Origin of the sequence: Vibrio sp. V33_P6A3T137, assembly GCF_009904835.1 — a bacterium.
GTDB classification, from domain to species: domain Bacteria; phylum Pseudomonadota; class Gammaproteobacteria; order Enterobacterales; family Vibrionaceae; genus Vibrio; species Vibrio metschnikovii.
Genome location: NZ_WXWK01000048.1, coordinates 1 through 9,384 on the forward strand (window position 1 = coordinate 1; position 9,384 = coordinate 9,384).

At 43.4% G+C, this 9,384-nt stretch carries 7 protein-coding genes, 1 tRNA gene and 1 rRNA gene; 4 read left to right on the forward strand and 5 right to left on the reverse strand.

The genetic code is table 11. The annotated features are described in order from the left end of the window. Both rrf and CAG60_RS04060 read left to right on the forward strand, forming a co-directional pair. Nucleotides 1–82: ribosomal RNA gene (rrf, locus tag CAG60_RS16855) — 5S ribosomal RNA — on the forward strand; the annotation flags it as partial. 68 nt (nucleotides 83–150) lie between these two features. Beyond that, nucleotides 151–241: transfer RNA gene (locus tag CAG60_RS04060), tRNA-Ser, on the forward strand. Nucleotides 242–367: 126 nt separating this feature from the next. Here CAG60_RS04060 and add read toward each other — a convergent pair. The 5 genes from add to glnA all read right to left on the reverse strand — a co-directional run bounded on the left by add (nucleotide 368) and on the right by glnA (nucleotide 6,400). Continuing rightward, nucleotides 368–1,372, reverse strand: coding sequence for an adenosine deaminase (gene add, locus CAG60_RS04065; protein WP_161425435.1), 1,005 nt, complete (start codon nucleotides 1,370–1,372; stop codon nucleotides 368–370). 126 nt (nucleotides 1,373–1,498) lie between these two features. Next, complete coding sequence (gene glnG, locus CAG60_RS04070; RefSeq protein ID WP_004394360.1) at nucleotides 1,499–2,905, reverse strand: nitrogen regulation protein NR(I); 1,407 nt, start codon at nucleotides 2,903–2,905, stop codon at nucleotides 1,499–1,501. A gap of 38 nt (nucleotides 2,906–2,943) precedes the next feature. Further along, a complete protein-coding gene (glnL, locus tag CAG60_RS04075) occupies nucleotides 2,944–3,990 on the reverse strand; it encodes a nitrogen regulation protein NR(II) (protein WP_004394361.1) in 1,047 nt (348 codons plus the stop codon). A 236-nt stretch (nucleotides 3,991–4,226) separates the two neighbouring features. Further along, nucleotides 4,227–4,772 (reverse strand): DUF4124 domain-containing protein, encoded by a 546-nt coding sequence (locus tag CAG60_RS04080; protein ID WP_158144593.1) that lies wholly within the window; start codon nucleotides 4,770–4,772, stop codon nucleotides 4,227–4,229. A gap of 218 nt (nucleotides 4,773–4,990) precedes the next feature. Continuing rightward, entirely contained in the window at nucleotides 4,991–6,400 is a 1,410-nt protein-coding gene (gene glnA / locus CAG60_RS04085; RefSeq protein WP_154169882.1) for a glutamate--ammonia ligase, read from the reverse strand. Between the two features lie 503 nt (nucleotides 6,401–6,903). On the opposite strand from glnA, the gene typA reads away from it, so the two are divergent. Beyond that, nucleotides 6,904–8,727, forward strand: coding sequence for a translational GTPase TypA (typA, locus tag CAG60_RS04090; protein ID WP_004394366.1), 1,824 nt, complete (start codon nucleotides 6,904–6,906; stop codon nucleotides 8,725–8,727). A gap of 236 nt (nucleotides 8,728–8,963) precedes the next feature. Further along, nucleotides 8,964–9,384: YihY family inner membrane protein (locus CAG60_RS04095; protein WP_443275466.1), on the forward strand; the 421-nt coding region annotated here is incomplete at its 3' end.

Below are 9,384 nucleotides of genomic sequence, written 5' to 3' on the forward strand. Positions count from 1 at the left end.
CCATGCCGAACTCAGAAGTGAAACGAAACAGCGTCGATGGTAGTGTGGGGTCTCCCCATGTGAGAGTAGAACATCGCCAGGCTTTAATTTTGCCGCTTAATAAGCGGCCGACCATGAGCAAATATTATTTACTTGTGGATTAAAAATTTTGGAGAGATGGCTGAGTGGTTGAAAGCACCGGTCTTGAAAACCGGCGATGGTTAATAGCTATCCTAGGGTTCAAATCCCTATCTCTCCGCCACTATTTAAAAAGCCGCTAATTTATTAGCGGCTTTTTTGCGTTATGCACCTGATTAAATCTCAATAAAAAAGATCGAATGTTTCGATCTTTTTTATTTTTTATATTATTGGCCTTTTTTATATTGGCCTAGTGGCGTGCGGCGACTTTGTTTATTAACGTCTGTTTTTCACTTTCAGATAAGAAGGCAAGTGTTACACCATTCTTCTGTGCCTGATAAATCTGTTCGTCACTAAGGCCCGCTTTAGGCGCAGCGATCAGATATTCGTGAGGAAGTTCTATACCTTCTACAGCAGGGTCATCTGTGTTAAGGCAAGCCAAGATACCGTGATTTAAAAAGAGTTTAATTGGGTGTTTCTCTAAGCTTTCAACCGTACTGGTTTGAATATTAGATGTTAGACAAGATTCAATACCGATATGATGCTTTGCCAGATAATCCATCAGCTTGGAATCGTTAATCGCTTTGACGCCATGGCCAATACGTGTAGCCCCTAATTCTTTAATCGCCTGCCACATACTTTCAGGACCAGCGGCTTCTCCAGCGTGTACTGTGACATGTAACCCTGCATCTTTAACTTGTTTAAAATGTTGGACAAAGCGCTCTCCAGGTTGTCCTAATTCATCACCAGCAAGATCGACTGCGACAATATGATCTTTTTGGCTAAGAATCGCCTCTAATTCTTTCTGGCATGCATCGGTTCCGAAAGTTCGGCTCATAATACCAATCAGATTAGCTTGAATCCCGAAGTCGCGAACCCCAGCTTGTACACCATCCACGACGGCTTCAACGACACCAGCAATAGGGAGATTATGTTTCATGGCCATGTAGTAAGGTGAAAATCGTAATTCGGTATAATCAATCTGAGCACGTAAAGCATCTTCTACATTCTCATAGGCGACTCTACGGCATGCCTCTAAATCACCTAGTACCGCAACTCCCCAGTCCAATTTAGATAGGAAAGCGACTAACGAAGGCTCTGCTTCAACGATTTGTACATAAGGTGTTAAGCCTTCTACCGTATTGGCAGGCAGTGCGACATTAAACTTACGACCTAGGTCGAGAATGGTTTGAGTGCGTATGTTGCCATCTAAATGGCGATGTAAATCGGTAAGAGGGAAGTTTTTGGTTATCATGGCATTTTTCCAAGTCATATTGTCAATCAAGTATAAAAACCAAACGCATGTCTGTCAGTAAGACGAGCTTGGGAATCTGCACAATTCATCTTTATTTTGTTATTGTTTACTGAAAGTGTTGATAGCTTACGAGTAAAGCTCTTTTAATTTACGCGTTAAGGTGTTGCGTCCCCAGCCTAATACTTTAGCTGCCTCTTGTTTATGGCCGTGAGTATGATCGAGCGCTACCTCTAATAGGATACGTTCAAATTCTGGTTGAGCATGGGTTAAAAGATCGGTTTCACCAGCCGCTAATGCAGATCTTGCCCAGACCTCAAGCTGAGCTTGCCAATGTATATCCGTTGTTGTTTCTACTGCTTTACGTTGTTGGAGTAGCTCTGGCGGAAAGTCGCTTGGCAAAACTTCACTGCCGCTGGCCATTACTGTTAGCCATCGGCACATATTTTCTAGTTGCCTTACATTACCTGGCCAATCCAAGCGATTAAGAATTTCAACACTCTTAGGATGCAATGTTTTCATTTCTACACTGAGCTCTTTTGCTGCTAATGCTAAAAAATGTTTAGTCAGTTTTTCAATATCTTGTCGCCGCTCACGTAAAGCCGGAATGTGAATTCGGATCACATTAAGGCGATGAAATAAGTCTTCACGAAATTTTCCTTGTTGAACTAATTTTTCTAAGTGTTGATGGGTTGCAGCCACAATGCGAACATCAACTTTTAAAGCTAGGTGCCCACCAACGCGATAAAATTGTCCGTCAGAAAGTACTCGCAATAATCGTGTTTGTATATCAAGTGGCATATCACCAATTTCGTCAAGGAAGAGAGTTCCCCCGTTGGCCTGTTCAAAGCGCCCTTGACGAACACTATTTGCTCCAGTGAAAGCCCCTTTTTCGTGTCCAAACAGTTCGGATTCAATTAAGTCCTTCGGAATGGCAGCCATATTAAGGGCGATAAATGGTTTTTGTGCTCTAGGACTATGACGATGTAAAGCATGAGCGACCAATTCTTTACCTGTTCCTGACTCTCCATTAATCAGTACCGAGATGGAGGAACGGGAAAGTCGGCCAATCGCTCGAAACACCTCTTGCATCGCCGGTGCTTCGCCAATAATTTCAGGTGATCTATAGGTTGAGATTGTGTGCTGTACTTGAGTCGTGCGCTGCTCTTGTCCGTGTGCCATCGCTCGTTCGACTAAGGTAACGGCTTCATCGACGTCAAAAGGTTTGGCGAGATATTCAAAAGCGCCTTTCTGATACGCATTCACGGCTGCATCTAAATCAGAATGAGCCGTCATAATAATGATCGGTAATTCAGGCGTACGAGAATGGACTTGGTTAAGTAGCTCAATACCATCCATGCCAGGCATTCGAATATCAGAGATCAGTGCATCTGGTGTCTCTCTTTCTAACGCCATTAGGACACTTTCTGCATCAGAAAAGGTTTCACATTTTATATTGGCTGCGGCTAAGGTTTTTTCGAGAACCCAGCGGATTGAGCTATCATCATCAACCACCCAGACGTATCCTTTGCTCATGTTTGTTCTCCTTTTTATTCGACCGGATCCTGGTCAGGTTAAATGGGTAAATAAATGGTAAATGCGGTACGCCCTGGCCAGCTTTCAACGTCAATTTTTCCATTGTGTTGATCAATGAGGTTTTGTGAGATGGACAGTCCTAGTCCTGTTCCTCCTTCTCGGCCACTCACCATGGGATAAAATAAGGTATCTTGCAGCTCAAGAGGGATGCCAGGGCCATTGTCGATGATTTCAATTTTAGCGGCCAATTTATGACGATGACCGTGAATATTGGCTTGATGCACGGTTCTGGTACGCAGCGTAATCATTCCATAAGGTTGGTGAGCGAGGATTTGCGCAGCGTTACTAACAATATTTAATAGTGCTTGTTCAATTTGATCGGTATCCATCAATAGCTCAGGTAGACTCGGATCATAATCTCTTTCAATGGTGATTGAGTGGGTTGTTTCCAATTCAATCAATTGCCTTACTTTTTCTAGAATAACATGTAAATTCTCATGCGTTTTTTTTCCAGGTTTTTGGGGGCCAAGTAGCCTGTCGACTAGCGTTCTTAAACGATCGGCTTGTTCAATAATGATTTGCGTATATTCAGTTAATTCACGATTAGGAAGCATTCTCTCGAGTAGTTGCGCTGCGCCGCGTAATCCTCCTAACGGATTTTTAATTTCATGGGCCAAACTTCGCACCAATAACTTTGCTGCTTGTTGCTGAGCATGTTGGTTGAGTTCTTGTGTTAAACGTCGCTGTTGACCAATCTTCCTCATTTCAACCAATAGCATGAGCTCTTTTTGCCATGAAAAAGGGCTTACCGTGACTTCTAGCATCAGTGGTTTGCCATCCACTACAAACGTGACGTCACTGTCGGTAATACTTTGTCCGCTTTGTAATGGTTGAGTTAATAAAGCGAGATCAAGCGAGGCATGTTGTACGAGTGCAGACAATGATTGATGAAGAATACGTTTAGCACTTTGCGAGAAGAGTTGCTCCGCCGCAGGGTTAGCATAACGAACAGATAAGTTCTCATCGAGTAACAACGTTGCGGTGACGAGATTATTTAATATCGCTTCACTTCGGTCTAGATTCACAGCGGCATCCTATTACCTATTGATACATTGCACCAGTTTGGTGCGGTCGATAGTTCAGTATGGCGCAACGGAATAAAAAGCAAAAGATTAAATAAGAGCGAGAGTCTTCATTTCTCATGGCTGTCAGTTATCGCGGCATTGGCTGACGAGGTGTTGTCACCCTTTTGCATTGATAAAGCATGAGATATCAGCTTGCTATGGTTTGTTCACTCAGTATGAGATCATACAATGACCGATTAATGCCGCGCAGCTCGATGTAAATAAACCGTTACTGACTTAGTTGATGCAATAACCTTGCCGTTTTCAATTGCTTGAATCATCAAACGATGTTCACCTCGATCGATATTTTTTAACTCCCAATAATTTTGCGTATTAGGCGCACCATAGGCTTGGTTATTAAGCATCAGTTGTAGGTGCTGATGGGTTGTCAAAGGGCGACTTAACTCAACGACAACTTTAATTCGTCCTTGGTTATCACGAATCGTTTGTTGATCAAGTGGCGAGATTATCTGTAGTGCTAAGGCTGGCAACTCGGAGCGGCTAGGTTGAGAGGTTTTACTTGGTAGGGGTTCATCGATTGGTATTGCTTCACTAAATTGAGGCTCGGGAGCAAGATGATCGTCGACTGATAAGGTAATTAATTGAGCATGTGGGCTCTGAGCAAAATCACTAAAATGAACTATCCCGTGTTCATCTTCCCAAACGTACACCGTTTGTGCATGACAGGTGATTGGCAACAGCACGCTGTAGATCAGTAAACACACGATAAATATCGGATTCATTTTTTACCTCATATTTTACGGCTTATTTGCTCAGAAATGGTGCAATGGAGCTAGTGAGCACCGAATTAGGTATTAGGTTTGACGGTTATGCTCCTGTTTGGTTAGACGATGACGATGTTAAAGTGAATGGAAAGAAAGCCAAATAAACAAAAGGCCCACCTGCGAGGCGAGCCTAGAATTACGTTGCAAAATAAGCTGAGATTTACATTAGGTGCTGATTACACCGAATAATAAAGTTCAAACTCAAGTGGATGAACGGCCATATTGACACGCTCAACATCTTTTGATTTCAGAGCAATATAAGAGTTAATGAAATCATCAGAGAACACGCCACCTACGGTCAGGAACTCACGATCTTCGTCAAGTGCTTTTAGCGCGACTTCTAAAGATTCGGCGACTTTTGGAATCTCAGCTGCTTCTTCTGCTGGTAAGTCGTACAAATCTTTATCCATTGCTTCACCAGGATGGATTTTATTTTTGATACCATCAAGGCCTGCCATTAGTAGTGCAGCGAACGCAAGGTATGGGTTTGCTGCTGGGTCTGGGAAGCGAGCTTCGATACGACGCGCTTTCGGGCTTGGCACGACAGGGATACGGATCGATGCAGAGCGGTTACGCGCTGAATAAGCAAGCATAACTGGTGCTTCAAACCCTGGAACAAGACGTTTGTACGAGTTAGTTGATGGGTTAGCGAAAGCGTTAATAGCACGGGCGTGTTTGATAATACCGCCAATATAATACAGGGCAAGATCAGAGAGACCGCCGTATTTGTCACCCGCAAATAAATTGACGCCATCTTTTGCTAGTGATTGGTGTACGTGCATACCTGACCCATTATCACCAACGAGAGGTTTAGGCATAAAGGTCGCGGTTTTGCCAAACGCATGAGCAACGTTATGTACAACGTATTTGTAAATTTGGATCTCGTCTGCTTTTGTGGTCAACGTGTTAAATCGAGTCGCGATTTCGTTTTGACCTGCGGTGGCCACTTCATGGTGATGTGCTTCAACGACTAAGCCCATTTCTTCCATGATCAAGCACATCGCAGAGCGGATGTTTTGTGATGAATCGACTGGAGCAACAGGGAAGTAACCGCCTTTTACGCCTGGACGGTGACCTTTGTTACCACCTTCAATTTCTGCACCTGTATTCCAAGCGGCTTCGATATCGTCAATCTTGAATGACGCACCAGACATGTTGTTGGTATATTTTACGTCATCAAAGAGGAAAAATTCTGGCTCTGGGCCGACAAGAACGGTATCTGCGATACCGGTTGAACGCATATAATCTTCGGCACGCTTAGCAATAGAGCGTGGGTCACGGTCGTAGCCTTGCATCGTGGCTGGTTCAAGAATGTCACAACGAATATTGAGAGTGACATCATCGGTAAATGGGTCAAGCACGGCACTGGATGCGTCAGGCATCATCACCATGTCAGATTCATTGATTCCTTTCCAGCCAGCAACTGATGAACCATCGAACATCTTACCTTCTTCGAAGAAGTCTGCGTCGATTTGGTGAGCAGGAATAGAGATATGTTGCTCTTTACCTTTTGTATCGGTAAAGCGTAAGTCAACAAACTTAACTTCGTTTTCTTGGATCAGCGATAGTACGTTTTCTACTGACATCTTGGATAACCTCCAGTGTTAAATAAAGCGGTTTGGGCTCGAATCAAAATGAAATCAGCACAGATTAATGTTTTTTCATCAAGCTTAATCAGTACTGTATTTATCTAAGCGATAATCGTGCCAGTTTTTATTGTCCATAAAATCAATTGCTTGTGTTTTGATGGGTGAGTTTGGTGCGTATTGTTGCACCAAAAAGATCACGTATTGCACTTTTGTGGTGCAATACGGTAGCGTTGCTCACTACGGCTAACAAAGCTTGTTCATTCAGCCGATTATTCATGGCTTTGTCAATCTTCATTTCTGTGTGGGGATCGGGTTTGAATTAAGCGGGAACGACGACTAGGATGTAATGGGACAATATTGAGCGTGATAGATCACATTTTTCTAGGTTTTTCGCCAAAATCTGGTACATTATTGACCATTTTTTTAACGAAAATTTTGGCTACGTTTGTGCACTCCCGTAGAAACGAGCTATCTGTGTAAAATAAGTGAAGCAAAACTCCATGGCTACTCCACAAATTGAAAAACTAAGAAACATCGCGATCATCGCGCACGTTGACCACGGCAAAACGACCTTGGTGGATAAACTACTCCAGCAGTCGGGTACCTTAGAGTCTCGCGGTGACGCTGAAGAGCGAGTCATGGACTCGAACGATATTGAAAAAGAACGTGGTATTACGATTCTTGCCAAAAATACCGCGATCAATTGGCACGATTACCGTATTAACATCGTAGACACCCCTGGACACGCTGACTTCGGTGGTGAAGTTGAGCGTATTATGTCTATGGTTGATTGTGTTTGCTTGATTGTCGATGCTGTTGATGGTCCTATGCCACAAACACGCTTTGTGACTCAAAAAGCTTTTGCTCATGGCTTAAAGCCGATTGTCGTTATCAATAAAATTGACCGTCCAGGTGCTCGCCCTGACTGGGTAATGGATCAAGTGTTTGACTTGTTTGATAATCTAGGTGCAAGTGATGAACAGTTGGATTTCCAAGTGGTTTATGCTTCAGCACTGAACGGTTGGGCGACCTTAGAAGAAGGTGTTATTGGTGAAAACATGGAACCATTGTTCCAAGCCATCGTCGATAATGTGGAGCCTCCACAAGTGGATCTTTCTGGTCCATTACAGATGCAAATTTCACAACTTGATTATAGCTCGTACGTTGGCGTTATCGGTGTGGGCCGTGTGACTCGTGGTAGCGTAAAGGCTAACCAACAAGTAACGGTTATTTCTGCTGATGGTAAAAAACGCAACGGTAAAGTCGGTACTGTACTCGGATACCTTGGTTTACAACGTACGGAAACCGAACTGGCCACTGCTGGTGATATCGTCGCAGTTACTGGATTGGGTGAGCTGAAGATATCGGATACGATTTGTGATGTTAATGCCGTTGAAGCATTACCACCATTGAGCGTTGATGAGCCTACAGTGACCATGACTTTCCAAGTCAATACTTCTCCTTTTGCCGGTAAAGAAGGTAAGTTCGTTACTTCACGTAATATTCTTGAGCGTCTTGAGAAAGAGTTAGTGCATAACGTGGCACTTCGTGTAGAGCAAACCGAAGATCCCGATAAATTCCGTGTTTCTGGTCGTGGTGAATTACACCTCTCTATCTTGATCGAAAACATGCGTCGCGAAGGCTTTGAATTAGCGGTTTCACGCCCAGAAGTTATTCTTAAAGAAGAAAATGGCCAGTTAATGGAACCGTTTGAGACCGTGACTATCGACGTGATGGAAGAGCATCAAGGCGGGATCATGGAGAAAATTGGTCTACGTAAAGGCGAGATGAAAGATATGTCGCCAGACGGTAAAGGCCGAGTTCGTTTAGACTTTGTGATGCCTTCTCGTGGACTGATTGGTTTCCAAACTGAGTTTATGACATTAACTTCAGGTTCAGGTTTGCTTTATCATACGTTTGATCATTATGGCCCTCACAAAGGTGGTGATATTGGTCAGCGAGTCAATGGCGTGCTGATTTCTAATGCAACGGGTAAGGCATTAACTTACGCATTGTTTAACTTGCAAGAGCGTGGTCGCTTATTTACTGAGCATGCTGACGAAGTCTACGAAGGTCAAGTGATTGGTATTCATAATCGTTCTAACGATCTCACCGTAAACTGTCTAAAAGGCAAGCAGCTGACTAACGTACGTGCTTCTGGTACGGATGAAGCTCAGGTGCTAACCCCTGCGATTAAATTTACTCTTGAGCAAGCACTTGAGTTCATTGATGATGATGAATTGGTTGAAGTGACGCCAAAGAGCATTCGTATTCGTAAGAAACACCTAACCGAAAACGAGCGTAAACGTGCTTCTCGTGGCTAATTAATGGTCATGATGGCAGTGAAAACCCTTATCCTGTAAAGGCTAAGGGTTTTTTTATATCGCGAGTTGGCTTGGTGTGAGAGTGATGTCTAATCAAGGGGGATGAAGCGTTGGATGATGCGTTTAAGGATATCCTGACATAAGATGTTGTGCTGGTGGAGAAGCAATAGCGTCAATTTTTCAGTACACTAGCATAGTGGACAGCACAACGTAGGAGTGAGATTTTGGCCCTAGAGATGTTATTTAAGCAAAGCGTGCGGTTTGTACGTTATTTATTCAACCGAATGAATCATGACCGAATCAATATTAATGCTGGTTACTTAGCTTATATTACCCTGCTGTCGCTTGTACCGATGTTAACGGTGTTGTTATCCATTCTTTCTTCTTTCGCGATTTTCGATAATGTAGGGGAAATTATCCAAGAGTTTGTCATCACTCACTTTGTTCCTGCGGCCGGCGATGCGGTGAGTAACGCTTTACTGCAGTTTGTTGCTAATACGGGAAAAATGACTGCTGTTGGTGGGGCTTTCTTATTTATCGCCGCGTTAATGCTGATCTCAAATATCGATAAAAATATGAATTTTATATGGCGAGTACGCAATAAGCGGCGAGTCGTCTTTTCATTTTCTATGTATTGGATGATTTTGACCTTGGGGC